Origin of the sequence: Phyllobacterium chamaecytisi, from assembly GCF_020164455.1 — a bacterium.
Taxonomy (GTDB): domain Bacteria; phylum Pseudomonadota; class Alphaproteobacteria; order Rhizobiales; family Rhizobiaceae; genus Phyllobacterium; species Phyllobacterium chamaecytisi.
On the sequence record NZ_JAIQWW010000016.1, the window covers coordinates 1 to 24787 of the forward strand.

Annotated in this window: 26 protein-coding genes; 12 read left to right on the top strand and 14 right to left on the bottom strand. The window is 57.7% G+C overall.

Going from position 1 to position 24787, the window contains the following annotated elements; translation table 11 throughout:
* Positions 1 to 66 precede the first annotated feature (66 nt).
* From LB462_RS21545 to moaB, 4 genes are all read left to right on the top strand, one after another.
* Positions 67 to 924: a S49 family peptidase gene (locus LB462_RS21545; RefSeq protein ID WP_224512293.1), complete on the top strand. Its 858-nt coding sequence runs from the start codon at positions 67 to 69 to the stop codon at positions 922 to 924.
* 79 nt (positions 925 to 1003) lie between these two features.
* On the top strand, positions 1004 to 1189 hold the full coding sequence (locus tag LB462_RS21550) for a hypothetical protein (RefSeq protein ID WP_112525800.1): 186 nt from the start codon (positions 1004 to 1006) through the stop codon (positions 1187 to 1189).
* Between the two features lie 6 nt (positions 1190 to 1195).
* Positions 1196 to 2086 carry a 4-(cytidine 5'-diphospho)-2-C-methyl-D-erythritol kinase gene (locus LB462_RS21555; protein WP_224512294.1) on the top strand — a complete coding sequence of 297 codons (891 nt, stop codon included), beginning with the start codon at positions 1196 to 1198 and terminating at the stop codon, positions 2084 to 2086.
* Positions 2070 to 2621, top strand: coding sequence for a molybdenum cofactor biosynthesis protein B (gene moaB / locus LB462_RS21560; RefSeq protein WP_224512296.1), 552 nt, complete (start codon positions 2070 to 2072; stop codon positions 2619 to 2621). Before LB462_RS21555 ends, moaB begins: the two co-directional genes overlap by 17 nt.
* Here the strand turns inward: moaB and LB462_RS21565 are convergent.
* The gene (locus LB462_RS21565) at positions 2618 to 3166 is read right to left on the bottom strand and encodes a glycosyltransferase family protein (RefSeq protein WP_224512297.1); all 549 of its coding nucleotides are present in this window, start codon (positions 3164 to 3166) and stop codon (positions 2618 to 2620) included. The genes moaB and LB462_RS21565 overlap by 4 nt on opposite strands.
* A gap of 115 nt (positions 3167 to 3281) precedes the next feature.
* Here LB462_RS21565 and LB462_RS21570 point away from each other — a divergent pair, with 115 nt between their 5' ends.
* Both LB462_RS21570 and rnhB read left to right on the top strand, forming a co-directional pair.
* Entirely contained in the window at positions 3282 to 4433 is a 1152-nt protein-coding gene (locus LB462_RS21570) for a PA0069 family radical SAM protein (protein ID WP_112551892.1), read from the top strand.
* Positions 4434 to 4600: 167 nt separating this feature from the next.
* Positions 4601 to 5260: a ribonuclease HII gene (rnhB, locus tag LB462_RS21575; RefSeq protein ID WP_224512306.1), complete on the top strand. Its 660-nt coding sequence runs from the start codon at positions 4601 to 4603 to the stop codon at positions 5258 to 5260.
* Positions 5261 to 5603: 343 nt separating this feature from the next.
* Here rnhB and LB462_RS21580 read toward each other — a convergent pair whose 3' ends face one another.
* The 9 genes from LB462_RS21580 to LB462_RS21620 all read right to left on the bottom strand — a co-directional run bounded on the left by LB462_RS21580 (position 5604) and on the right by LB462_RS21620 (position 13766).
* Positions 5604 to 6089, bottom strand: coding sequence for a F0F1 ATP synthase subunit B (locus LB462_RS21580; RefSeq protein WP_224512308.1), 486 nt, complete (start codon positions 6087 to 6089; stop codon positions 5604 to 5606).
* 11 nt (positions 6090 to 6100) lie between these two features.
* On the bottom strand, positions 6101 to 6739 hold the full coding sequence (locus LB462_RS21585) for a F0F1 ATP synthase subunit B (RefSeq protein WP_224512310.1): 639 nt from the start codon (positions 6737 to 6739) through the stop codon (positions 6101 to 6103).
* Between the two features lie 105 nt (positions 6740 to 6844).
* Positions 6845 to 7072, bottom strand: a complete 228-nt coding sequence (locus tag LB462_RS21590) for a F0F1 ATP synthase subunit C (RefSeq protein WP_008125314.1) — start codon at positions 7070 to 7072, stop codon at positions 6845 to 6847.
* Positions 7073 to 7143: 71 nt separating this feature from the next.
* Complete coding sequence (locus LB462_RS21595) at positions 7144 to 7896, bottom strand: F0F1 ATP synthase subunit A (protein ID WP_224512312.1); 753 nt, start codon at positions 7894 to 7896, stop codon at positions 7144 to 7146.
* 49 nt (positions 7897 to 7945) lie between these two features.
* Positions 7946 to 8356, bottom strand: a complete 411-nt coding sequence (locus LB462_RS21600) for an AtpZ/AtpI family protein (protein ID WP_112526319.1) — start codon at positions 8354 to 8356, stop codon at positions 7946 to 7948.
* 1005 nt (positions 8357 to 9361) lie between these two features.
* A complete protein-coding gene (locus tag LB462_RS21605; RefSeq protein ID WP_370637264.1) occupies positions 9362 to 10420 on the bottom strand; it encodes a cell wall hydrolase in 1059 nt (352 codons plus the stop codon).
* 456 nt (positions 10421 to 10876) lie between these two features.
* Complete coding sequence (gene der, locus LB462_RS21610) at positions 10877 to 12346, bottom strand: ribosome biogenesis GTPase Der (RefSeq protein ID WP_224512314.1); 1470 nt, start codon at positions 12344 to 12346, stop codon at positions 10877 to 10879.
* A 14-nt stretch (positions 12347 to 12360) separates the two neighbouring features.
* The gene (locus LB462_RS21615; RefSeq protein ID WP_224512316.1) at positions 12361 to 13041 is read right to left on the bottom strand and encodes a tetratricopeptide repeat protein; all 681 of its coding nucleotides are present in this window, start codon (positions 13039 to 13041) and stop codon (positions 12361 to 12363) included.
* Between the two features lie 143 nt (positions 13042 to 13184).
* A complete protein-coding gene (locus LB462_RS21620) occupies positions 13185 to 13766 on the bottom strand; it encodes an NnrU family protein (RefSeq protein WP_224512318.1) in 582 nt (193 codons plus the stop codon).
* Positions 13767 to 13802: 36 nt separating this feature from the next.
* On the opposite strand from LB462_RS21620, the gene LB462_RS21625 reads away from it, so the two are divergent.
* On the top strand, positions 13803 to 14948 hold the full coding sequence (locus LB462_RS21625; RefSeq protein ID WP_224512320.1) for a polysaccharide deacetylase family protein: 1146 nt from the start codon (positions 13803 to 13805) through the stop codon (positions 14946 to 14948).
* Between the two features lie 42 nt (positions 14949 to 14990).
* Here LB462_RS21625 and sbmA read toward each other — a convergent pair whose 3' ends face one another.
* The 3 genes from sbmA to LB462_RS21640 form a co-directional block, all read right to left on the bottom strand.
* Positions 14991 to 16244 carry a peptide antibiotic transporter SbmA gene (gene sbmA, locus LB462_RS21630; protein WP_224512323.1) on the bottom strand — a complete coding sequence of 418 codons (1254 nt, stop codon included), beginning with the start codon at positions 16242 to 16244 and terminating at the stop codon, positions 14991 to 14993.
* Positions 16245 to 16497: 253 nt separating this feature from the next.
* Entirely contained in the window at positions 16498 to 17658 is a 1161-nt protein-coding gene (locus LB462_RS21635) for a YbfB/YjiJ family MFS transporter (protein ID WP_224512324.1), read from the bottom strand.
* 379 nt (positions 17659 to 18037) lie between these two features.
* Entirely contained in the window at positions 18038 to 18628 is a 591-nt protein-coding gene (locus tag LB462_RS21640) for a class I SAM-dependent methyltransferase (RefSeq protein ID WP_224512326.1), read from the bottom strand.
* Between the two features lie 230 nt (positions 18629 to 18858).
* On the opposite strand from LB462_RS21640, the gene LB462_RS21645 reads away from it, so the two are divergent.
* The 5 genes from LB462_RS21645 (at position 18859) to LB462_RS21665 (ending at position 23498) form a co-directional block, all read left to right on the top strand.
* Positions 18859 to 19815 carry an N-acetylglucosamine kinase gene (locus LB462_RS21645; protein WP_224512328.1) on the top strand — a complete coding sequence of 319 codons (957 nt, stop codon included), beginning with the start codon at positions 18859 to 18861 and terminating at the stop codon, positions 19813 to 19815.
* Positions 19812 to 20678, top strand: a complete 867-nt coding sequence (locus LB462_RS21650; RefSeq protein ID WP_224512331.1) for an amino acid ABC transporter permease — start codon at positions 19812 to 19814, stop codon at positions 20676 to 20678. The genes LB462_RS21645 and LB462_RS21650 overlap by 4 nt, the downstream gene beginning before the upstream one ends.
* On the top strand, positions 20675 to 21463 hold the full coding sequence (locus LB462_RS21655; RefSeq protein WP_304610451.1) for an amino acid ABC transporter ATP-binding protein: 789 nt from the start codon (positions 20675 to 20677) through the stop codon (positions 21461 to 21463). The genes LB462_RS21650 and LB462_RS21655 overlap by 4 nt, the downstream gene beginning before the upstream one ends.
* Positions 21464 to 21529: 66 nt before the next feature.
* The gene (locus LB462_RS21660; RefSeq protein ID WP_224512333.1) at positions 21530 to 22420 is read left to right on the top strand and encodes an ABC transporter substrate-binding protein; all 891 of its coding nucleotides are present in this window, start codon (positions 21530 to 21532) and stop codon (positions 22418 to 22420) included.
* A gap of 67 nt (positions 22421 to 22487) precedes the next feature.
* Positions 22488 to 23498 (top strand): SIS domain-containing protein, encoded by a 1011-nt coding sequence (locus tag LB462_RS21665; protein WP_224512336.1) that lies wholly within the window; start codon positions 22488 to 22490, stop codon positions 23496 to 23498.
* Positions 23499 to 23503: 5 nt separating this feature from the next.
* Here LB462_RS21665 and LB462_RS21670 read toward each other — a convergent pair whose 3' ends face one another.
* Positions 23504 to 24769 (bottom strand): ROK family transcriptional regulator, encoded by a 1266-nt coding sequence (locus tag LB462_RS21670; protein WP_224512338.1) that lies wholly within the window; start codon positions 24767 to 24769, stop codon positions 23504 to 23506.
* Between the last annotated feature and the right edge of the window lie 18 nt (positions 24770 to 24787).

The following is a 24787-nucleotide window of genomic DNA, read 5'->3' on the forward strand; positions in this document are numbered from 1 at the left end:
GCACCATTGTGATTTCCTGCATGTGGCCTACATGGTTCTGACAACACATAGCCACAGGAGACACGCTTGGCTCGATTTATCCGGAAATTATTGCCCCGTCGCTGGCGCCCCGACTATCAGGAAATTCCGGTTGTTCGCCTACACGGCGTGATCATGTCTGGCGGCGGTCCCTTCCGGCAAAATCTCTCGCTTGCATCGACGGCAGCTGTCCTGGAGAAGGCTTTTGCAGAAAAAGACGCACCTGCAGTCGCAATCTCCATCAATTCTCCGGGTGGATCGCCAGTTCAATCGCGTCTGATCTACAGGCGCATTCGCGATCTGGCCACGGAGAAGAACAAGAAAGTCTACATGTTCGTCGAGGACGTCGCGGCTTCGGGAGGTTATATGATCGCTGTAGCCGGCGATGAAATCATAGCCGACCCCTCCTCCATCGTCGGTTCCATTGGCGTCGTCTCGGCAAGTTTTGGATTCACCGAACTCATCAAGAAAATAGGCGTTGAGCGCCGCGTCCATACGGCGGGAAAGAACAAGGCAATGCTTGATCCGTTCCGGCCCGAAAACAAGGAAGATATCGAGCATTTGAAGGCGCTTCAGCTCGAAATCCACGAGACTTTCATCAATCTCGTCAAGGAGCGGCGGGGAGAAAAACTGAGCGATAATCCCGATTTGTTCACAGGTCTCTTCTGGACAGGAACGCGGGGCGTTGAACTTGGACTTGTCGATGGGCTTGGCGATATAAGATCTTATCTGCAGTCACAATACGGCCCAAAGACCCGGCTAAAATTGATCACGCAGCCACGGGGCATGTTCGGACGCAAGATTCCGTCTACAGAAACCAGAATCGAGGCGCTTGGAGCCAATCTGGCCAATGGTGTGGTCAGCGCCGCCGAGGAACGGGCGCTTTGGTCGCGATTTGGGCTATGATCTGAGCGCCGCGAATTTTGGCAAGCTCGCAGTGGCGTGCTATTAATACTCAGAACATCTGGTTTTCGAGGTTGGGACGATGCCACAATTGATCTTTTTCGCTCTGGTCGGCTGTGCTGCCTTTTACGGCTATCGCTCGTTCAAGAAAGAGGCGCAGCGCGTTTCAGAGCGGGTTCGCGAAGCGGAAAAAGAAGTGCAGAATCGTGCGCAAGGAACATTGGTGCAGGATCCCGAGACGGGCGAATACCGTTTGCGCAAAGACTGATTTCAAATGCTGGACAGTGTAGAGCGTACGATCAGCTTGATCGCCCCGGCCAAGATCAATCTTGCCCTGCATGTGACCGGGCGCAGGGATGACGGCTATCATCTGCTCGACAGCCTCGTTGTGTTTGCGCATATCGGCGACAAGGTGAGCGTGAAGTGCGCGATGCTCGATTCCTTCGAAGTGTCAGGCCGCTTTGGATGCGCCTTGCCCGATGACGAAACCAACCTCGTACTCAAGGCAAGGAATGCTCTGCGCGCCCGATTTCCCGAAAAGGGCGCTCCTGTTGCCATTCATCTTGAAAAGCGCCTTCCGATCGCTTCGGGTATCGGCGGCGGTTCAAGTGATGCTGCAGCCACTTTGCGGGCGCTGACAGCGCTCTGGGGCATCGAAACGGACGAACTGGCTGCAATCGGCCTGACCTTGGGCGCAGATGTCCCGATGTGCCTGTATGGCCGGCCATTGGTTGCACGGGGCATCGGCGAGGAAATCGAAGGCATCGACGACTTCCCGCATTTGCCGATGGTCCTCGTTAACAGTGGTGTCGCAACCTCAACCCCACAGGTCTTTTCGGCGCTAATAAACCGCGACAACCAGTCTCTTCCCGGACTGCCCAAGCTGTCCAGAGTGGATGAAGTCTGCGCCTATCTCGGGCAGACGGACAACCACCTCTTTTCGGCAGCTGAAAAGCTCACTCCGGCAATCGGCGATGTTATGACGGCGTTGCGTAACACCGATCCTCGACTGGTGCGCATGTCCGGTTCCGGTGGTACCTGTTTTGCAATTTACGGCAGCGACCAGGAGGCCGAAACTGCGGCAGCTGCGCTCAAGCGGGCTCAGCCGGGTTGGTTCGTTGTTGCCACACACAATGGAGGAGTTGATCTTGGCCCGGATCGATGAGACACGACCTTTTGTGCCGGTCAAGATCGCCGTTCTGACGGTATCCGATACCCGCACGCTCGAAGATGACAAATCGGGAACCACATTGTCCGAGAGGCTTCTCGCCGCAGGTCATATATTGGCAGAGCGCACCATCGTTACCGATGACGCCGAGAAAATTCGGGATCGCGTGCTTTCATGGTCAAAAGACCCGCAAATCGACGTGATCATCACCACCGGCGGCACCGGCTTTACCGGCCGCGATGTTACCCCGGAAGCGCTCGAGCCGATCTTTGAAAAGCGCATGGACGGCTTTTCCGAAGTGTTCCACCGCATTTCCTATGACAAGATCGGCACTTCGACGATCCAATCCCGGGCAACCGGCGGCGTGGTCAATGCGACCTTCGTTTTCGTGCTGCCGGGTTCGCCCGGCGCCTGCAGGGACGCTTGGGATAATATTCTGCAATACCAGCTCGATTACCGGCATATGCCGTGCAATTTCGTCGAGATCATGCCGCGGCTGGATGAACATCTGACGCGTGGCGGCAAGAGCTAGGTCTTCTTTGACGGGGCCGGAATAATCTCCGCGCGAAGCCGCTTCATGGCAAGGCCGCGCGCAATATCGGCCGCCTTCTTTCCTGGACTGAACAATGCCATTGATTGGCGCTTCGAAATAAGCAACCCATCAGCCAACGGGTTTCCCGGAGAGAATACGCGGCTCAGAAACGGCCTGCGATGAGTGTGCGAGCGGGTAAAGCAAGCGGGACCCTGCATGCGCTCCGCATGAACCGCAACGGGTTCGATCCACCCATCCAGCAGTCGCGCGCCAGGCTCGAGAAACAGGAACCATTCGCTGCGCGCCCGCCTGAAACCATCGATTAAGGTCTGGTCCTGCAGAAAGATGCATCCGGCAGCATCGGCAACACGATGGGTCTGATCGACAGAGCCCTGATCGATGATGATCACATCGCTCAAAATGCCTTCCACGGCGCCGCCGACCAGACCGCCGAGCGTCCTCGCCAAAGCCTCATCCGAATTTTGGGTTTCAATCAGGACGGAAATCATCAGGAGCCAATATAGTATTATTATAAGAATTTCCATCACTCCTTTAGGCGAAGATTGTTCTTGCTTTGTTCTCAAAGTTTGCTAGGAATAGATTCATGTTGCGGCTATGACGAGCGACTCGTTTCGCTCCCTGCCAAAGGAGACAAGGCAAATGAACATTGTGGTGCAAGCAGACAAGGCTGCCTTTGGTCAGGGCCGTGCGCAACATGCGAACGCGCTGATCGAGGAAGCTGGCCTGCGGGTTGACCATCAACGGCGGCGCGGCCGCGGGGCCGGCATCAATCCAACCGGAAGGTTCGAAGCAGAGACCCGCCATGTCTACGATGATGGCTGGGAAACCATCGAGGATCTGCCACCTTTCAAGACGGAAGTGCAGGTGGAAAAGCCGCGCACGATCATTACCCGCAACGACTCGCCGGATATCAGTTTCGACCGTTCGATCAACCCCTATCGCGGCTGCGAGCACGGGTGCATCTATTGTTTCGCCCGCCCTACACACACCTATATGGGTCTTTCGGCCGGACTGGACTTCGAATCCAAGCTGTTTGCCAAGCCCGATGCAGCGAAGATGCTGGACAAGGAATTGTCCAAGCCCGGCTATACCGCAAAGACGATTGCGATCGGCACGAACACTGATCCCTATCAGCCTGTGGAAAAGAAATGGCGCATCATGCGGGACATCCTGCAGGTGCTGGAGGCACACCAACATCCCGTTGGAATCGTTACGAAATCCGCGTTGGTTGTGCGAGATCAGGACATTCTTGCACGCATGGCCGAGAAAGGCCTCGCCAAGGTTGCGCTTTCGGTGACGTCACTCGATGGCAAGCTTGCGCGTACGATGGAGCCTCGCGCCTCGACCCCGACGCGGCGTTTGCAGGCGCTTCGCAGTCTTTCGGATGCCGGTATTCCAGTAAGCGTGATGGTTGCCCCGATCATTCCCGGCCTCAATGATCATGAGATCGAACGTATTCTCGACAGTGCCCACGCCATGGGCGCCAGGGAGGCTGGTTATGTACTTTTGCGCCTGCCGCTGGAGGTCAGTCCGATCTTTAAGGACTGGCTGCTACGCAACTATCCGGATCGCTACCGCCACGTTCTTTCACTTGTCCGGTCAATGCGAGGTGGCAAGGATTACGATGCGGAATGGGGTAAACGCATGCGCGGTGAAGGACCCTATGCCTGGCAGATCGGCAGGCGATTTGAAATAGCAGCCAAGCGACTTGGCATCAATGTGGACAAGCGCCGGCTGCGGACGGATTTGTTCGAGGCCACACCCGGAAGCGAACAATTGTCACTACTATAAGCCGGTACGCGAAGTTCACAAAAAAATCCAACGAAAGATTGTTCATTGAATCAATAACTTGCTTCCGTCAGGCAGCCCCCCATCGAGCCTGACGTGACCCTGGCGTCCGCCCCATCTGCGCCAGGGGACTTGCAGAGAATCAGAGCGAATGCGAGGCTCGTCGCAACATGGCTCGATCGCGTTCTGATTCTCTGCTTCTTCCTATCGAACCTGGCAAACCGGATTTTGCCAGCGAGCGAAAGCTTATACGTAGCGGGATCGAGCTTATCGCCGGTATAGACGAGGCCGGGCGCGGTCCGCTGGCGGGACCAGTGGTGGCTGCCGCGGTCATCCTGAACCCGAAGAAGATCCCCAAAGGCCTTGACGATTCGAAGCGGCTGACAGCGCAGCGCCGCGAGGAACTTTTTGATATTATTACGGAAACAGCGCTCGCTTGCGCTGTTGCAAGCATTTCTGCGCCGGCCATCGATGCAACCGATATTCTGAAAGCGGCACTCCAGGCGATGCGCCGGGCTGTGTGCGGTCTGGCAATCCTGCCGGGTCATGCGCTCATAGACGGGCGCGACGTGGCCCCCGGGCTTCCCTGCCCGGCGACGGCGCTGATCAAGGGCGACCAGCGTTCCGTATCGATCGCGGCGGCCTCCATCCTCGCCAAGGTGACACGCGACCGGATGATGGCGCAGACCGGCAAATACTTTCCGCTTTATGGTCTGGAAATGCACGCCGGATATGGGACGGAGTACCATCGCAATGCCATGGAAGCGCATGGTCCGGTGGTCGGCCTGCACCGCTTCAGCTTTTCGCCGCTGAAAGAGCGCCAAGCCTAGGGCCTGTCGGTATTCACACTCTGACGGCCTGCAAATGGCGTTCTCCTGTGCTCCGGTGCTCACGTACCAAAATGTACGCTGCGCTCCGATGCTCGAAGAACGCCATTTTCGTCACGTCAGAGCGTGAATCTCAATAGCCCTGGCAACTCGGCACCACCAAATTTCCCTCATCGGTTGAAATTCTTGTGCCAGAATCGCACTTTCCTGCATCGGAATCGCGAACTCTTATGCGAGATTCAGGGATTCTTGCGTAAAACATCTACGGGATTCAGATCAAAGTGAGAATTAAAAAGAAAGCCGCCTTTCGGCGGCTTCGTGAACGTTCGAAGTTCCCATTCTCGCTTCAGTTGAGGCGGGATTTTACTTCAGTCAGCGATGACTTGAAGAAGTCAGCGGATGTCTTGGCGTCCACCTTGTTGGAAAGAATATGGCTGGCCGCAGCAACGGCGATATCGACGGCGGAGGCCCGAACTTCGTTGACGGCTTCGGTCTCGGCCTGAGCGATCTTCTGCTCGGCGAGCTTCTTGCGGCGCGCCACATATTCCTCGGTTTTCTGTTTGGCTTCCTCGAGAAGGCCATGCGCTTCACGCTCGGCAGCAGCAACGATCTCGCCCGCTTCCTTTTCGGCTTCCTTGCGCTTGCGCTGGAATTCCGCAAGCAGGGATTGCGCTTCCTCGCGCAGGCGGCGGGCTTCTTCAAGCTCGTCGCGAATTTTATCAGCGCGACCGTCGAGCGACTTGTTAACGACTGCCGGAACCTTGAGATAGATCATCAGCGCCAGGAAGATGACCAGTCCAACCAAGGCATAGAATGTTGCGTCGAATTCCATTGTGGTTCTCCTCAGCCCCGAACAGCTTTGACCGCGGCGGATATGCTTGCCTTGTCGATGCTGCCGCCGAGGATCTTCTTGACGATCTCGCTTGCAGTATCTTCCGCAATCGTACCGACTTCCTTCATCGCCTTGTCCTTGATGGCGGCAATGCTGGCTTCGGCGTCGCTCAATTTTTTCTCGAGAGCAGCCGAAATGTCGGCCTGTTCGGCGTCGGCTTTCGCCTTGGCTTCATCACGGGCGGTCTGGGCAATGCCACCGGCCTTCTTCTTGGCGTCGGCGAGCTCCTGCTCATAGGCAGCAAAGGCGTCATCCGAGTCCTGCTTCATGCGAGCAGCCTGATCGAGATCGGTCGCGATGCGATCACGACGGGTTTCGATGATACCGCCGATGCGTGGCAGAACCACCCGGGACAGGAACAGGTAAAATGCGGCAAATGTCACTGCCAGCCAGAGAATCTGCGATGCAAAATGGCTGGAGTCGAAGGGTGGGAAAACACCTTGCTGATGCGGCACACCGGTTTCAGTGTGCGTCTCTGCTGCGTGGGCGTCAGGCGTCGCGCCCGGTACAGCCGGTTCGGGTGTACCATGCGTGTCGGTCTGAGCGACTGTTTCCGTTGTGGATGCGGCGTTCGCCGAAGACACAAACATATAAAATCCCCTTGAAGTCGGGCGTTTCCCAAATCAGCAAACATGGTTTGCTACAGATAAGAAACTGGCCACGCAAAGCGCAGCCAGTATCAAGCGCCGTCCAGATTAAACAGCGAAGAGAAGCAGAAGAGCGATGAGCAGCGAGAAGATGCCCAAAGCTTCGGTAACGGCGAAGCCGAATACCAGACGGCCGAACTGGCCATCAGCTGCTGATGGATTGCGCAACGCACCGGAGAGATAGCTGCCGAAAATATTGCCGAGGCCGAGGGCCGTTCCGGCCATACCAAAACAAGCAAGACCTGCACCGATGTACTTTGCTGCTACCGGATCCATATTAAACTCCTTTTAGATCGATTCATCATTGATAGATTGCGTTTGGCGGAACTCCGCCGGTGAAGTCTTTTTTAGTGACCGCCGGGATGGACTGCGTCGTTCAGATACATGCAGGTGAGCACGGTGAAGACGTAGGCCTGAAGGAAAGCCACCAAAAATTCGAGACCGGTCAGCGCCACTGTCATCGCAAGCGGCAGCACGGCTCCGCCTATACCGAGCGCACCGAGAGCGCTCAAGGAAGCGACGAAACCAGCAAACACTTTCAGCGTAATGTGGCCAGCAAGCATGTTGGCGAAGAGACGAACCGAAAGGCTGATCGGACGGGAAAGGAACGAGATGATCTCGATCGGCACCACCAGCAAAAGCAGCGGCGCGGGTACGCCGGATGGAATGAACACGCCGAGAAACTTGAAGCCATGCTTGGCAAAACCATAGGCAAGCACGGTACCGATCACCAGAAGAGCAAGCGCGAAGGTGACAATGATCTGGCTGGTAACTGTGAAGAAATAAGGAAACATGCCGAGCATATTGGCAACGAGCACGAACATAAACAGCGAGAAAACGAACGGGAAGAACTTCATTCCGGCGCTGCCTGCCGATTCGCGCAAGGTCGAGGCGACGAACTCATAGGCCATTTCCGAAATGGATTGCAGGCGGGTTGGAATGAGACCGCGATTGGAGGAGGTCAGATAGAGAAATGCCGATGCAACGCCAACCGTCGCAACCATGAAGGCAGACGAATTGGTGAAGGATAGATCGATTCCACCCAGATCAATGGGAATCCACTTGGTGATATGGAATTGATGAATCGGATCGTTGGACACTGTAACCTCGTCTCTCTCGCATCATTCCCGCAAGCATCAGCCCGCAAGGCTATTCCGGTTTATCGCGCTCGGCGTCCTTGATGGACTGCAGACCACGGTTTTCCGCCACACGTCCCGCAGAGCGCAGGATATTCAGCGTTCCAGCACAAAAACCAAGGAGGAGCAGAATGATAAGCCCCCAAGGTGAAGTACCCAAAAATCGGTCAGCTAACCAGCCCAACCCCGCACCAACCAGAACGCCGGCGATAAACTCGCTCGACAGCTTCATGGCCTGCGCGACACCGGAGGCGGTTTCCGTCCCCTTGTCGTCTGAACCGGATTTTCGCGCTGCACCTCTAGAAGCAAGTTTTGCCCCCAGAGCACGGCGACGGCTCTCCAGTTCCTCCGAAGTCAGCATCTTCCCGGCACCCGGCGTGCTACCGACAGAACCTGACTTATCGGGATCCTTACCCGTGGCCAATGGCATGTCCTTTACACGCTGAATGCGAGGCTTCACCCCCGCTTCGAAGTCGCGCGCAACATATTGTTACGGTCCACGCTAGTCAAGGCGCATACCCGAGACTCTCAAGGGTAATTTTCGTGCTGAAATTCAATATGTTAGCCAAATATGACTATATGTCTCACCTCTTGATCGAAGTTTTGCGGTCGAATCCCCGGGGATCGTGCAGATGTGGGGCGCTTGAACGGAGCCCAATCAAGTGGTGAGCCACGACAATTTCAGATGTCGCGCAGTCTAGTTCAACCCTGCGTTTCTTGCGGGTCGCATCGTTCCAACCGTAAATGAAAGCGGACAGCATCATGCGATTTGAGGGCTAAAGCAGAAAGCACCGAGCCAGCCGGTGCATCGAAGGGACGGCCACTTCGACCTTTGGGCAAAGGCCCTGCCCTCAAATCTGGAGGTGAGCGATGTGGTTTAAACCGCTGAGCGTCACCCTGACAATGAAAAGAACCCGGACAGGCTGGCAAGTCGTGTTCCGGGTTCACTTCAGATGATCAGGAACGGGGGACGGGCGAAAGCTCGTTCCCCACTCCAGAACGAATATAGCAGCTTTCGCGTTGTTTCCAAGCGTCCGAAGATCAAAACCCAGCCCGCCGTCCATGATCCATGTTGACCGAACGAGTTTACTCAACCCTGCGTTTCTTGCGGGTCGCATCGTTCCAACCGTAAATGAAAGCGGACAGCATCATGCGATTTGAGGGCTAAAGCAGAAAGCACCGAGCCAGCCGGTGCATCGAAGGGATGGCCGCTTCGACCTTTGGGCAAAGGCCCTGCCCTCAAATCTGGAGGTGAACTATGCGGAGATTTCCGTTTAGCATCGCCCTTATGTTGAAAAGGACCCGGACTGGCTGGCAAGTCACGCTCCGGGTCCAATTCTTCACATAAGGAACGGGGGACGGGCGAAAGCTCGTTCCCCACTCCAGAACGAATATAGCAGCTTTCGCGTTGTTTCCAAGCGTCCGAAGATCAAATCCAGCCGCCGCCATAGGTGCGATAAAAGATGTGCTGGCCGATCCTGTCGATGCGCTTCATGGTATGCGCCCACATCGCCCGGACATAGACTGCGTGATAGTGCGTGGCTGAACCAATCTCCGGCAGGAAGATCCGGCCCGATGTGACGGCCATGGCGACTTCCTGCGCCACTTTCCATTGCTTGGGCTCGGTTACATTGAGTTTGCGTCCCTCGCAGGCAAAGGAAAACTGGCAGCGGTTGATCCAGTCATCGTTCTGGTAGACGACCTTGCAAATGGTTTTCGGATAGGCTGGATTGCGGACGCGGTTGAGAATGACCTGTGCGACGGCTGCCTGGCCTTTGACGCTTTCGCTTCTCGCTTCAAAATAAATGGCGGTTGCCAGACATTTCTGTTCTTCCTTGGTGAATACGACGGGGGGCAAGGGCGTCGCAAGCCAGTCATGGTCGCCGGCGCCGAGCTGCGGAATAAAGCGGCCCGGGAGCTTAGGTTCGTTCAAGATTGTGTCGAACGGAGATGTTTTGGAATAATCCGGAGCTGCAGGCGCATAACCGAGTGCCAGAACATCTGGCTGATTGTTGTTGACGAGGTTTGCCAGCATCGGCGGCAAATCCGGTTCAGACTTGTCAGGGACACGGTTGTGAAACGCGAGCGCGATTTCGAATTCCTTTCCGGCGATCTTCGGTTTGGCAAAGGCCATCTCGACCTCAACGCCATGCGTCGGGCGAATCAGCATGCTTTGACGCTGCAGGATCGAACCGGCGCTGAATGCCTTGGGCGGGGCTTTTTTAGAGATTGTGACGATGCGTCCCTGTTTTTCAGCGCGATTGATACGTTCTTCATCGGGCGTCGCGCCAGGGGCTTTCTGCGAGCCATTGATGACGATCGGGCCAATGCCGGGAGCATTGATACCACTCGCGGGGATGCTGGACGTGATCGCTTTTTCGTCAACGAAGGACATGTTGGCCTTCTGGATGGAGCCGGCCGGGGATTTTTCCAGATAGGAAGTCCAGCGGCCTTGGCCGGACTCAGAACCGGACAGCATGCTCGCCATGTCCTGGTAGGCAGTGACGGTCGGGGAGAGCAAGTAAATCGCCGCTCCGATGACCAGTGGGCCAATGATATTCCGATCTGTCCGGTTACTCAGCTGGGAACACGCCCGCAAAAATCCAGAGAAACGCACGCCGATACCCCACTCACAACCGAACAATTCTGGTCGTAAAAATGAAGCATTAACCTTGATGGAGGGTTAACGAAGTGGGGAGAATTCGATCGACGCCGCGGCAACAATTCGGCTTGAGGACTCACGGTCGATGCCGATTATCTCTCCCCTTGCGGGAGAGAAAGGATTTTCCTGGATTTAGCCTCTTTGCTAAATCCTTGGAAAATCCAAGTGAGGGGGTAGTTAGTGAGGTAAATCCCCTCTCTTGCGATTTCTAGCACTTGAGCGAAGGGCTCAAGATGCTGAAATCGCTTTCTCCCCCACAAGGGGGGAGATAGGGGCGTCGCCCTACCGCTTCTTCTTTGCCCGTCCGGCGAAGGGATTGTCCGAGGTGCGGAGCACAAGGCGGATAGGAACACCCTGAATATCGAACGTCTCGCGAATCCCGTTGGCGAGATAGCGTACATAGGATGTCGGGAACGCATCGGGACGCGAGCACGAAATGACGAAGCCCGGCGGACGCGTCTTGACCTGCGTGATATACTTGATCTTGAGGCGCCGTCCGGCGACGGCGGGCGGTGGATGATGCGCAAGGACGCCTTCCAGCCAGCGATTTAGACGGCCGGTCGAGATGCGGCGGTTCCAGATCTCGTCCGTCGAAGCAACGGCGGCCATCAACTTGTCGATGCCCTGATTGCGCTCGCCGGAAATCGGCACCGCGCGGATACCCCGGATCTGCGGCAACAGGCGTTCGGTCTTTTCGCGCAGGTCAGCCAGAACCATCTGGCGGTTTTCGACGAGGTCCCATTTGTTGAATGCGATAACCGGCGCACGGCCTTCGCGGATGATCAGATCGGCAATCTGCAGATCCTGCTTCTCAAAGGGGATCGTCGCGTCGAGCACGATGATGACAACTTCGGCAAAGCGGATGGCACGCAGTGCGTCACCGACGGAAAGCTTTTCGAGCTTGCCCTGCACGCGCGACTTGCGGCGCAGGCCAGCGGTGTCGAAAAGCTTGATCTTGCGGCCGTTCCACTCCCAATCGACGGAAATGGAATCCCGGGTGATACCGGCTTCCGGACCGGTCAGCAGCCGGTCTTCGCCAAGCATGGTATTGACGAGCGTGGACTTGCCGGCGTTGGGGCGGCCGACAATCGCGATGCGCAGCGGCTTCGACGCATCATAGGCCGGGATATCGTCGGCGTCGGGATCATCGATATCATCGCCGATCAGTTCATCGAGCGAACGCGGAATCGCAGGGATGGTGACGGCGATGCTATCGTCTGCATCATCCTTTTTGTGCTCATCGGGGAAGACACGCTCTTCGCCCATGATCTCGACAATGGCATCACGCAGATCGGGGAAACCCTGGCCGTGTTCCGCTGAAATCGGCGTCGGCTCGCCGAGACCGAGCGCATAGGAATCGTACATGCCGGATTCGGCGCCGCGCGCTTCGGCCTTGTTGGCGACCAGAATAACCTTCTTGCCGGACCGCCGCACGAGATCGGCGAAGGTCACATCAGTCGGTGTGATACCGGCCTTGGCATCGACAAGGAAGAAGACGAGGTCAGCTTCGCCGATAGCAAGCTCTGTCTGGGCACGCATACGGCCTTCGAGCGATTCGCTGTCGACCTCTTCGAGGCCTGCCGTATCGATGACATCGAACTTCAGATCGTAAAGCTTGGCGCCATGGACGCGGCGATCGCGGGTGACGCCGGGCAGGTCATCGACGAGCGCGATCTTGCGGCCGACGAGCCGGTTGAACAGCGTGGACTTACCGACATTCGGACGGCCGATTATTGCGACGGTAAAGCTCATTGAATTCCTGTTCTTCAGCCGGCGGCAGCGGCAGGTGTGGCGCCGGTGCTCTTCAAGAGATCAAGCATGGTATCGGCAAATTGGCGCACATTGGCGGGTGCAGCCTGATCATCGGAAATCTGCTGGAACAGCTTGGTCGCATCTGCACCGCGGCCGGCTTTCCAGGCGGCAAGACCAAGCGCTTCGCGGGCGGAGTGGCGCATGGGATTGCTGTCGGATGAAAGCGGCTCGGCGCGGGACGCCACGTCATCATAGGAACCGGTATCGACGAGGATGAAAGCGGCGCGGAGCTTGGCGAGATCGCGGATGGCCTGCGGAATGGACGTGTCGGCGGAGACCTTGTCGAAGGCGGCGACCGCACCGGCAAGATCGCCTTTCTGGGCGATGACACCGGCTGAACGCATGCGCGCCAGCACCGGATAGGCGCCGTAACCATCCTTTTCGAGCTGGTCGAGGGTCTTCAGCGCTTCGTCGTTCTTGCCGTCGCGGACAAGGTTGAGTGCGGCGAGAAACTGATCGCCGGACTGCGAAGCCTGCTTTTCCGTCCAGTACTCGTAGAAGGCAAAGACGCCAGTGCCGACCACAAGAGCCACAACCGCGCCAATCAGCAGCGAGCCATAGCGCTTCCAGAATGCCTTCACCTTGTCGGAGCGCAGTTCTTCATTTACCTCACGGAAAAAGCCGTCGTCAGTCATGGTGCCTCTGGGTAGCCTTGTGCCACCGGATCAATTGATAAAACGCGGTGCAGCTCTCGCCGTCCGCGCATGGAGTTCAGGGGCTTTTAGTCGGAAAAGTGACGCGATGTAAGGGCTAACTTCAAAATAGCCCTCGAATTGAGCTACATCGGCTGAACGCCAATCAAAAGCGCATGCAATTTCCATACGAAGAGCACGTAAAGCACGAGACCAATGACGATGCCGATCACATCGTTGGAGACCGGGCCGGGAACGATATAGGGCGCCGCAAGCCCTGCCCGCTCCTGCCGTTTGATGGCTATGCGATCGACGACAGCCCAGGCCAGGAACGACAGAAACAGGATGAGCGACGCAAGATCGCCATTGGCGAGCAGGTGTGCCAGCGCCCAGGTCTTGATGGCGATCAGCATCGGATGTTTCAGCGCGGGTTTCATGCGGCCGGCTTTTGCGATGAATATGCCGAGGAAAATGAAGGCGAACAGCATCAGCAGTGCTGTGATGTGTTTCATCCAGACTGGCGGTTCGTAGAGCACCGGTGCGTCGGGCCGTGCCATGCCGTAGCCCCACACGAGAAGCACGAAACCGATGAGCGAAATGACCGAGTAGAGGCCCTTCCAGGTGTTCTCGCCCCATTGCTCCATCCTGGCGAGACGCCATTCCGGCGCAACGATGCGTACCGAATGAATTCCAAGAAAAACGATGATCCCAAGAATCAGTACCAGCATGACCGCCTCCCTCAATGCTGGCGGGAAGATAGACCCATGCGGGACCGGTTAGAAGGTGCATCGCTTGCGGTGGATCGCCGCGTCCGATCATCGCCACATTTCACCTGTACCGACAAAAATATCCCTCCCCGGAGCCGCGTATCCCGCATCATGCGTTCGATCTGTACCGTTCTCGCCGCGTCCCTCGCGTTCTCATTATCCGCGCCTGCCCTGGCAACAAGTGGGGTGGAGTTGCGCGGTTCGATTGGCGCCAAGCCGCAATACGTACTGATCTCGTTCGATAATAGCAACGAACTTTGGGACCGCAGCCGGGTATTGGCACAACGTTCAAACGCCAAGTTCACCTATTTCCTCTCCTGCGTATTTTTGATCGACCGCGATGACCGCAAGTCCTACCAGGCGCCGAATGAACCGGCGGGACGTTCCAATATCGGCTTTGCCACCTCGAAGGCGGATATTGCCCAGCGCCTCGACAATATCTGGCGGGCCCGCAACGAGGGCAACGAGATCGCCAGCCATGCCTGCGGGCATTTCGACGGCAAGACCTGGTCGAAGACGGACTGGGAACATGAATTGACGACATATAAACAAGTGCTCAGCAATGCTTGGAGCAAATATGGCGCCGACCCGGAACCGCAAGGCTGGAAGCACTTCGTCGATGCGGAAATACGCGGGTTCCGCGCGCCTTATCTTTCGGAAGGTCCCGCACTGCTTTCAGCGTTGAGGGACAAGGGCTATGTCTTCGACGGCAGCGGTGTATCGCGCGGTCCGGCTCTGCCGCTGCATGCCGGCGGTCTCTATCAATTCGGGCTGCCGACGATCGACGAGGGGCCGAAAAACAAGCCGGTCATCGCCATGGACTATAATCTCTTCGTACGCCATTCGGGGGCAGTCGAGCGGCCCGATCATCTGGACGAATTCGAGAACCGCGCCTACGACGCCTTCAAGGGCGCCTTCGAGCGCCAGTATGAGGGAAAGCGCATTCCGTTCCAGATCGGCCTGCACTTCACGCTGATGAATGGCGATGCTTATTGGCGCGCGCTGGAGCGTTTCACCAGCGAGGTTTGCGTCAAGGCCGACGTGCGCTGCACGACTTACAGCGAATATCTGAAAGAGACCGGCGGAACAATGCCAGTCGCCGGCGCGGAACTGGTGAAACCGGCAGCGAGCGGCGGGATCTAAATAGACAAAATTTGCTCTAGCCGCCGCCCACTAATGCGATGGTTATGCTTCTTCGGCTTGCGTCCGCAGATAATGCTGATCGATCTCGGGCAAGGGCTCGTCGTAGATCACCGATTCGAAGGCGCGCAGACGTTTGTAGATCGACAGCAATTCGACGATCGTCGACCATGAATTGACGAGATACTGGAACGACTCGCGCACCTGGTCGAACACGTTGGATATCTGTGTCATCAGGCCGAGCGAAAGTTTGCCCGCAGCGATCGAAGGGATGAGCACGAGCAGCGAGAAGATGTTGTCGGCCTGGAGATAGAGGATGCGGGCGACGTTGAAATACAGATAGTTGAAGTACAAACGGAAATAGTTTTTCCGGACATTCGAAAACAGCTGGGCCATCGTCGGTGGCTGTGCCCTGCTCTCATCATCCTCGCCGTAGACCAATTCCTTACGATATGCCGCCTCGACACGCTGATTGCGGAACTCCAGCCCCGGCAATCTGTAGCCGACCACAGCGAGAAAGAACGTCCCGAACAGGGACCAGCCTACCGCGGCCCATACAAGCGCATAGGGTATTTCGCCGATGATCGGAAGTTCGGTTACTTCCTTGGAAAGCGTGAACAGTACCGGCAAGAAAGCGATCAATGTCATCACAGAGCGAACCAGACTGACACCGAGGCCTTCTACGGTCGTGGAAAATCGCATCGTATCTTCCTGAACACGCTGCGACGCACCTTCAATATGCCGAAGTTGTTCCCAATGCTGCATGTAGAAATTGTTCATCGCCGTGCGCCAGCGGAAGATATAGTGGCTGATGAAAAAGGCATTGATCGAGCCAATCGTAACCGCCACAAAGGCAATACCCGATATATCGACGAGGCCGAGATACAACTGCTCAGCGGTGACAGGAGAGGTCTTGGCGAGTGCTGCCTGGATCAGGTCGTAATACGGCCCATACCATGCATTGAAGGCGACGCTGACCTGAACGGAAAAATAGGTGGCAAAGATGATCAATGCGGAGCCGAGGACGGACCAGTTTTGCCATGGATGCGGACTGTAGAACGCCCAAAAAGCATAGAACAACAACGTTGCGGCGGCGTAGTAAATGTAGAACCAGAGAAATGGCTTCGACACAAAGAGTGCAACGCCGACAATCGCCGGCGTACCCGGGGCAGAGGGTGGCAGACCAAAATTGCCGCCAAACTGCTGGCCACCAAAATACCAGAGGAAGATGGCCGCTAAGGCCCAAAGTACCGCGGAAATGAAAAAGAGTTTTGGCCTGGGAAAGAATGAGACAAACACGTGGCGGGTTCCTCGAGTGAAAAGTCCTGTAGTTTGGTGGTGTTACGAGTTGCACGACTTTAACAGCATGAATAGGGCAAAGAAGAAACCGTCGTAATTAAATTGCTGTAATCTTGGCGACGCCCCTCTTACCCTCCCCCTTGTGGGGAGGGAGGCTGCGCAGCAGCAGGGAGGGGTTCTTGGTCTCATAAAGAAAGCCCCCTCCCCGTCGCTTCGCTCCGTCCCTCCCCACAAGGGGGAGGGTAAGAGGGTGTCAACGCTTTTGACGTCCCGCGGAAAATGCAAAGAGCGCCGCCACAACGAGACCCGCTGCCGCAGCAAGCGTGGCAATGGTGAAGTCGCCGGTGATGTTGGCGACATATCCGCCGATCAGCGGTCCGATGATCTGGCCGATACCGAATGCGGCGGTCATCACCGCCATGACGCGGCGCTGTGAATGCGGCAGGAGCACGCGCCCCGCCTGAAAGCCAAAGGCGGTGATGACGATGAAGGTCAGGCCGAGCAGGAGACCGCCCAGCAAGGGCCCGACCGGCGATGGCAGGACGACACTCGCTGCGACGCCTATCGCCTGAACAGCACACCCCAGAGCGAGCGCGACAAACGCTCCGGTACGCCGCAAGAGCGGTGTCCAGAGCCAGACGGATATGGCGCCCGCAGTTCCGGTCACGAACCAGACCAGCGCTTCCATCCACGGGCTGCCATGGCTTGAGCGAACGATGGCGATGATGAACGTTGCGGTAATGATGTAGCCGAAGCCGAAGAGGCCATAGGCAATGTTGATCTTGATGAATTCCGGCGTCCAGACGATGGGCGGCTCCGCTGCAGCTGAACCGCTGCGCACCGGGCCTTGCCGTATCAGCGCGAAGACGGCGATGAGGCCGAGAACGGAAAGAACGGCCGCGCCGATCCAGTCCTCCCGCCAGCCATGGCCGCTGGCGGAACTGAAAGCAACGAGCAGTGATGATATCGCTATGCCGGTGCCAACGCCGCCGAAATGCATCGCCTGCAAATCTTGCCGGTTTGCAGCGGCGAGGTGACTGAAGACGATCGTTGCGGTGAAAACCAGCATGAAGGCGCTGGCAACGCCTGCAAAGAAACGAATGACGGAAAAGAGCATCACCCCGTCGCTGACGCTCATGGCAAAACAAAGCGCGGCGCTGGCAGTGAGAGACGCATAGACCAAAGGCCGCTCGATGCCCGACGCCCAGCCGAAACCGGCAATGATGGCGCCGAGCAGATAACCGAAATAATTGGCCGAGGCGATGAGACCGGCGTCGCCCGGTGTCAGGCCAAGCTCGCTCATCATGCCGGGGAGGATCGGTGTGAAGATGAACCGGCCAATACCCATGCCGACCGCCATGGCCACCAGACCGCCAAGAGCGAAACGAACGGGAGATGCGGCAGGTTGGATCATCGGCGGGACATTATCGCCGCGTCATCCGGTGACAAGCCAATAAATTTGATCGTTACGTGATTTTGGGTGATCGGTTGGGGGGGTATTGCTCCTCCCCTTTCCGTCATCCTCGGGCTTGACCCGAGGACCCACGGTTAAGGAGTACTGTCATCTCTCCCAATTCAACGCTGTCCAGCCAAATACAGCAGCGAAGAAGCTGTCATTGGGTTCACACGATCTGGATTGCCCCGCACCAATTGCTATCGGAACGCTTCTCAGCCATGGGTCCTCGGGTCAAGCCCGAGGATGACGGCAAAGGGCGGTGCCCTTCACTGGTGACGGAAACGCTGGTACCCCTTTATTATTGGAAGATTGGTGTCCCGTAACCTTAGACCACCAGCTATCCAATCGTCTGCTTGATCTCTACACCGCGGCGCGTGATGCGGTACACAGCCGCTGGGGGCAGATTGCAGAAGGCGCGGCCAATGCACACGGCCTCAAGGTCCAGTTCGTCCAATACAGCTGCTGGGACAGGGCAGCGAAAGCCGTAGGTGAATTGGTAAAACGCGCCGTCGTTGCGCAGATTGCTGAAGGCCCCGTTGAGAATAGCCGCGACCTTGTCGGGCATGCTCAGGAATGGCAGGCCGCTGACAACGGCACCCGCTGGTTCGGCCTTGAACAAATCCTGTCCGCCCAGTTGAGACGCATCCATCTGCAGGATTCGCATACCCGGGAAGCGCGTCTGCAACAATCTCGCGAATTCAGCGCCGTATTCGATCAACGTCAGGTTACCGGGGCTCACACCGCGAGCCAGCAAGGCATCCGTAAAGACGCCTGTGCCCGGGCCGAGTTCGAGGACGGGACCGGAAGCGGCACCGATTTCGCTGGTGATGAGCCTTGCCAAAGCCGCACTGGAGGGAGCGATCGCGCTGACTCTCGATGGATTGGTGATCAGGGCGCGAATAAAAGTCCATACATCGCTTGTCGTCATGAAACTGTTCCACCGTGTTCACTGCCTGATTCGGCCAGCGGTGCGGGCATCAGCGACCCCAATTGCGCAAATATTACGGCTTTTTGCAACTGCGCTGCAATAAGTTTGCTGGTGCGGGCATTGCGCCCCGCAAGTCGGCCCCATTCATGAAGTTTCTTTGAGACGCTTCTTGCCAAAGTCAATTAATTAGGTAAGTTACCTAATAATATAAATTTGGCGAAGGCGCATCCATGCTCGTGGGAATCGATATCGGCGGAACGAAGACGCAAATGACGGCGGCCAATGGCCCGGCGGTCTCCGATATATCGATGCCGACTTCTGAGTGGCGAGCGCGGCAGAACGCCGAAGCCGACGCTGCCACGCTCGTTGCAGCCCTGACGAAAATGACCGGAGGCAAACTGCCCGAGGTTCTGGTTGCGGGTTCGCATGGCTGCGATACCGATGAGGAATGCGGGGCTTTTCAACAGCGGCTCGCACAGCTGCTGCCGGCAACGGTGGTATTGGTCCTCAACGATTCAGAACTGCTTCTTCCGGCGGCAGGCAAGGATGTCGGCATTTCTGTTATCTGCGGCACGGGCTCCATCGCCGTTGCCCGAAGCGATGACAGGCGGATGATCGCCGCCGGGGGCTGGGGATGGTATCTCGGCGACGAAGGCAGCGCTGCCGGCCTGGTACGGGAGGCGGCACGCGCAGTACGCAGGTCGCTCGATTCGGGCGAGCCTCTGGAGCAGCTGGGCCGCAGCCTGCTTCAGGCACTTGGCATCGACAATCCCGTTGAACTCGGACGCGCGCTGGGCGATCAGGGAAGTGCCGCCAGGATTGGCAGTTTCGTACCGCTGGTCTTCGCGGCAGCCGATGCCGGATCGGCGCTCGCGCTTGATGTCATAGCGCAAGGCGGCAAGGCGCTCGCGGCGTTGGTCTCGCGCCTGATCGATCGCGGCGCACCGGGGAAGGATATCGTGACGGGCGGCGGCGTCATCACGCGCCAACCCCGTCTTTTCGAAGCGTTTCACTCGGCACTCGCGACCGTCGCGCCAGACTGGAAATTGACGCTTCTGCGCGAACCGCCGGTTATCGGCGCCATGGCGCTCGCGCTGCAATTGCAGGCGGGAGAGCGCCCGGCCTATCTGCCGCTCCCTCATGTAGCCGGCACTATCTCGAACGAAGGCGACTGGAGGGCGGCATGAGCGAACAAAGGATCATTCCTGCGCGCAACTGGGGCCAATGGGTGATCGCCATCATCCTCATCGTGATCGTTGGTTTTCTGCTGGCCATGGTCATCATGAGCCGCCACATCACATGGTCGGCGATCCCGCAATATCTTTTCGACGAAACGATTCTCGAAGGCATCAAGCTCACCATCCTTTTCACGGTGCTTTCGATGCTGATCAGTATCGTTGCCGGCGGTGTGCTGGCGATGATGCGTCTCTCGCCAAACGCGATCGTCAGCGGCTTTGCCAGTCTTTACATCTGGTTCTTCCGCGGCACGCCGCTGCTCGTCCAGATCATCTTCTGGTTCAATATCCAGCTCTTCATCCCGAGCATCGATATCGGCTCGATCCATTTCGATACGAACTCGATCATCACCGCCTTTGTCGCCGCCTTGCTGGCCCTCAGCCTCAACGAGGCGGCTTACATGGCGGAAATCATGCGCGGCGGCTTGATGGCGGTCGACAGCGGCCAGCAGGAGGCCGCGAAAGCGCTGGGCTATACGCCGACCCAGGCGATGCTGCGCATCATCTTTCCGCAGGCGCTGCGGGTCATCATACCGCCGATCGGCAACCAGACGATTTCGATGTTGAAGACGACCTCTCTCGTTTCGGTGGTGGCGGCGCAGGATCTCCTGACCCGCGCCCAGAATATCTACGCCAAGAACTTCCTCATCATCGAACTGCTGATCGTTGCCAGCATCTGGTACCTCGTGATGACGACGGTCGCTTCGAGCCTGCAGTACATGATCGAACGCCGGCTTGGCCGGTCCACCAGCGACGCACCCATGGCCTGGCGTGCTGCCCTGCGCCTGCTTCGTGCCGAAGGGAGCAACGGATGACCCAGCAACCAGAATTCACGACCAGCGGTGCTATGGTGGAAGCTCTCGATGTTCGCAAATCATTTGGCGCACACGAAGTTCTCAAAGGGATCAACCTGACGATCCGCAAGGGCGAAGTCGTCTGCCTGCTTGGCCCGTCGGGGAGCGGCAAATCGACGTTCCTGCGGTGTATCAACCATCTCGAACGCATGAGCGGCGGGCGCATCCTCGTTGACGGCCATTTGATCGGCTACAACGAGCGCCATGGCCTGCTCTACGAGATGAGCGGCAAGGAACTCGCTCGGCAGCGCCAGGACATCGGCATGGTGTTCCAGCGATTCAATCTCTTCGCGCATCATGACGTGCTCACCAATATCTCGCAGGCGCCCATACTGATCCGCGGCCAATCACGCGAACAGGCCTTCGCCCGCGCCAGGGAATTATTGAAGCTCGTCGATCTCGAGGGGCGGGAGGATGCCTATCCTTATCAGCTTTCCGGCGGCCAGCAGCAGCGGGTCGCCATCGCCCGCGCTCTTGCCATGAACCCGAAGCTGATGCTGTTCGACGAGCCCACCTCGGCGCTCGATCCGGAACTCGTCGGCGAAGTGCTGGCGGTCATGCGAAAGCTCGCAGCCGACGGCATGACGATGCTCGTCGTCACGCACGAACTAGCCTTCGCACGGGAGGTCGCCGACCGCGTGATCTTCATGGATCAGGGCGTCGTCGTCGAGGAAGGCCCGGCGCGGCAGGTCATCGACGCGCCGCAGCATGAGCGAACCAAAACATTTCTCAGACGAATGCACTGACCGGATCGGCAACCATTTGTCTGAAGGCCGCACGTCTTTCACGTGCATCAAGAAAAGGGGAATGCCATGAATACCAGATTGTTGAAACTGTCTCTTGCTACCCTCGCCGTCCTCATGGCGGGCACGGCAGGCTTTGCCGCCGGCACCGACCAGAAGCTGCACGACATGCTTCCGGAGAAAATCAAGACCGCAGGTGAAATCAAGGTCGGAACCGAACCGCAAACGCCGCCCTATGACTTTTATGGCGAGGACAACAAGACCATCATCGGACTGGAGCGCGAGCTGCGCGACGAGATGGGCACGCGTCTTGGCGTGAAGTTCACGGACATGCCGGCGCAGTTCGCCAGCATCATTCCAGGCATACAGGCCGGCCGCTTCGACATCGGCATGTCGGCTTTCGGCGATTTCGCCGAGCGCGAAAAGATCGTCGATATCGTCAATTACATGCTTGAAGGCACCAGCATCATCGTGCTCGAGGGCAACCCGAAGAACATCCACAAACTGAAGGATGCCTGCGGCCTGAATGCCGGCGCGGTCCAGGGCTCGATTCCGCTGGAACTTCTCGACAAGCAAAAAGGCCTCTGCCCGGCGGACAAGCCGCTCAACGTCATGCAGTTCCCGTCCAACGACCAGATCAAGATCGCGCTGCAGAGCGGGCGCGTCGATCTTTCCATGGATACGACCGGCGTTGCCGCCTACAGCCTGCAGCATCAGCCGGAAGGCAACAAGAAGATCGAACTCGTTCCCGGTGCGCAATATGCCGTCGGGTACCAGGCCGTGCTCGTCGGCAAGGAAAGTAACCAGTTGCGCGACGCCCTCGCTGCTACGCTTCAATCAATGATCGATGACGGCTCCTACGGCAAGATCTTCGACAAATGGGGCCTTGGCGAAAACAAGCTCGACAAGATCACGATCAACGACGCGGCCCGCTTCGCCGACTATCTGAAGCTCGACTGACGCGTTCCCCAGGCCGGAGGGCATAGCGTCTTCCGGCCTATAATCTCATCAGCATACGGAATGAAAAATGAACGACAGAGTCCCCTACCGCGAGGCGATCGCCCTGCAGCCCGCCGCTCTCGAAGCCTGCCTGACCAGCGTTTCCAAGACGCTGGATACGATCGATCTTGAGCCGCTGAAATCGGGAACGATCGTACTCGCAGGCATCGGCGCCAGTCTCTACGCGGCGGTCGCTGCGGCGGCGCAGATGCGCAATCAGGGTATCCGTGCCTTTGCGCTTGCCGCGACGGATCTCTATGATCCCTCCATCGATGCGGGCGATGCCTTTATCGCATTTTCCGCTTCCGGCCGCAGTATCGAGCCAGCGAAGGCGATGGAAGTGCGCCCGGACAAGCCGACCTACGGTATCGCAACGGGGGCTGGAACGCCGCTCTCCAGGGTCGTTCGCCACATGATCCCGACAAACAGCGGCATCGATAGCGGTCCGAACACCACCAGCTATCTTGGCTCGCTGCTGACGGCGGCATTGCTTGCAGACAAGGCAGGGCGCCCTTCCGGTGCCGATTGGACGGCGCTGCCTTCGGCCGCGCAATCGGTTCTCGAAACGGTCAGACCGCAGGTCGAAAAGGCCGCGAAGATGCTTGGCAACCGCAAGGCCATCGATTGCGTCGGTGCAGGCTGCGCCTATGGTACGGCGGGATATATATCGCTGCTGATCCGCGAGGCGGCCCGTGTTTCGGCCCAGGATTGGGACACGCTGAATTTCCTGCATGGCCCGATGGAACCGAACGACAAGGATAGCGGCGTCATCCTTTTCGGCGATGGCCGCGAAGTGCAGCTTGCCAAAGATCTTGCCGCCTTCGCCATTCCGTCGGTGCTGATCACAAGTCGCAGTGATGTGGCCGATGCCGACAATCTCGTCGTCATCAACGTACCCGCGTTCAGTCCCGGTATTGGCGATGCCATCTTGCAGGCCATTCCGGCGCAGCTGATTATCGCCACGCTCTCCGAGGATGCGGGGCTGCCCGTCTGCAACTTCCGTTATCGCCAGACGGATACGAAGCTCGCGGTTGATTGAGTATCTTATTGGGGGACAGGTTCCGGCAAAGTCCCCGGGTAAAGGAAGGCGGCGCTGCTGTCTTCCCCGAGCAAACCGGCCATGGCGAAATCAACGCCAAGACGCATCGCGCCAAGCACCGTCGCCTGGTTGGAAAGTTCGCTGACCCTGATCTCCACCGGCCAGCAAAGCTCCCTCACGACCTTGTCGACACCTTCGAGCAGGATCGCATTCTGTCCGACGCCGCCGCCGAGCACGACCAGCTCGGGATCGAGTATACTGACGCAGGATGCAACCAGATTGCCGATATCGTTGGCATGGCCTTCGACGCACCGGCGTGCATAGTCAGACGTTTGCGCCAGAGAGAACAGTTCAGCGGTCGAAACGGGTGGTTTGCCCTCAGATGCAGGCCAACTCTCCTTGCAACGCTGCAGGAGCTGCACCGAACCGAGGTAGGTTTCAACGTGCTGGAAGCGGGGCTTCTCCGTTTCGGACCAGGGAAAAGGCAAATGCCCGACCTCGCCCGCACCGCCGCGAAACCCGCGAAACAGCTTGCCATCCAGGACAATCCCTACACCGACCTTGACGCCGATCTGCAGATAGATGGCAAAGGAATGATGCTTGGCCGCACCCTCGTGATATTCGGCCAGGGCTGCGCAATTGACATTGTTCTCGACCACAATCGGCACATTGTAGGCGTCCTGCAGCCTCTGCAGCGTCTGCGCAAAATCATCGCGCGCTGGAAGCCGCTCGAGTGTCTGCGAGATTATATTGGGAAGAGCAATTGCGATAACCCGCAGCGGCCCATGGCTTTTCCCGCATTGCGACAAGAGAGATTCGATCGCGGTTTCGATTGCCCGGAACCGCTGCATGGCATTTTCGCCATCAACGCCAACCGGCTGCTGTAACTCGACGAAATTCTGACCATCGAGCTTCGACGCCATCGCATGGATCTGGGTGGTGCCACAATCGACGCCAATCGCAAAACCGGCCTCCGCGCCTAACCCGTACGTCACCGCGGTGCGGCCAACGGCGCCCCTAGCGACACCATTCGAAGCCACAAGTCCGTGGGCTTCGAGTTCGCCAACAGCGGCGGACATTGTTGGCTTGGAAAAAGCCAGCGCGGCACTCAGTTGCGGCCTCGTGACCGGTCCGGAACGCGAGATCATTTTCAGGACTGATCGTGCGCTTTCTGTAAGTGGTGGATGAACGATCGGGGCAGCAATGGTTTTCAAGGGATATCGTTTCAAAATCTGTCCGGAAATGACTTCGCATGAACTGCCACGCGACATGGGTGTTCGGTAAGGCAG